The sequence below is a fragment of the Skermanella aerolata KACC 11604 genome, from assembly GCF_000936425.1.
GTDB classification, from domain to species: Bacteria; Pseudomonadota; Alphaproteobacteria; order Azospirillales; family Azospirillaceae; genus Skermanella; species Skermanella aerolata.
Map to the genome: position 1 here is coordinate 1 of NZ_AVFK01000169.1, position 1,174 is coordinate 1,174.

The window sequence follows — 1,174 nt, forward strand, 5'->3', positions numbered from 1 at the left end:
ATACCAACGGCATTAAACATTGACCTTTGCCCATGGCCTGGTTGCGATGGATCGAATGCGCTCTGGAGCGTTGGTGAGAGCGACCCAGGCATCACAGCACGCGTCGACGATGCTTTGATATGACTCGAACACGCGATGGCTCAGGTAGTTCTGGCGCAGGAACTGCCAGATGTTCTCGACCGGATTGAGTTCCGGGCAGTAGGGTGGCAGATGCAGCAGGCTGATGTTGTCTGGCACCTTCAGCTTGTCCCCTGGCTGATGCCAGCCGGCGCCATCGAGCACGACCACCGCGTGGTGACCGTCGGCGACGTGCTGGCTGATTTCGCTCAGATGCAGGTTCATGGCGTCGATGTTGACCCGGGGCAGGACCAGGGCGGCGCCGACGCCACGCTCAGGGCAGACAGCCCCGAACAGGTAGGTCCATTCATAGCGGAGATCGCGCGGCACCCGCGGCCGGCTGCCGCGCTCGGCCCAGACATAGGTCATGGTGCCTTGCTGACCGACGCGGGCCTCATCCTGCCACCACACCTCGACCGGCCTGTCCTTGGCCGCCTCGGGCACAACGCCGGCTACCAGAGCAGCGAAGTTTTTTTATGCGCCTCAAGGGCTTGTATGTCCTGTTGCGGATGCTGTGGTCGGACCGAGACGTGCCGGAAAGCCAAACGCTTGAGCAACGCGCCGACACTGCGCTCGGCCAGCACGATGCCGAACCGCCGCTCGATGCGCGCCGCGAGATCCTTGCGGCGCCACCGGACCACGCCGTCCTCCGCGAGATCGGGGCCGGCACGAACCCAGGCCGCCACTTCCGCCTCCTGCTCAGCCGTGAGCTTCGGGATGCCGCCAGGCGGCTTGCGATCCGACAATCCCCGGAGCCCTTCGGCATTGTAGCGGTGAACCCAGTCGCGCAGCGTTTGACGGTCCATGCCACAAGTCCGAGCCGCCTCTATCCGAGGCCGTTCCTCCAGGACCAGCGCCAATGCCAGCATCCGCCGGGCCGCTTCGATGCTCCCTGCCCGCTGTGCGCGACAACGCAGATCATCCGCACTCAGATCCAGGCGCGTGATCGCAACACTCTTTCCCATCGTTGACCCCCCAAATCGATGAGGGAACGAATCATATTTCACCACCCAGAGGAATCCTCAATCGACGAGTCAATCTTCAATGCCGTTGGTAT

At 63.2% G+C, this 1,174-nt stretch carries 1 protein-coding gene; it reads right to left on the reverse strand.

Annotated features, from left to right (window positions below; translation table 11 throughout):
• Positions 1-12 precede the first annotated feature (12 nt).
• Positions 13-1,082, reverse strand: a protein-coding gene (locus N826_RS42695) for an IS630 family transposase (RefSeq protein WP_211099525.1) whose coding sequence is annotated in 2 segments (ribosomal slippage) — positions 13-593 and positions 593-1,082 — 1,071 coding nt in all. Because the reading frame shifts where the segments join, the coding sequence is not laid out codon by codon here.
• Positions 1,083-1,174 lie beyond the last annotated feature (92 nt).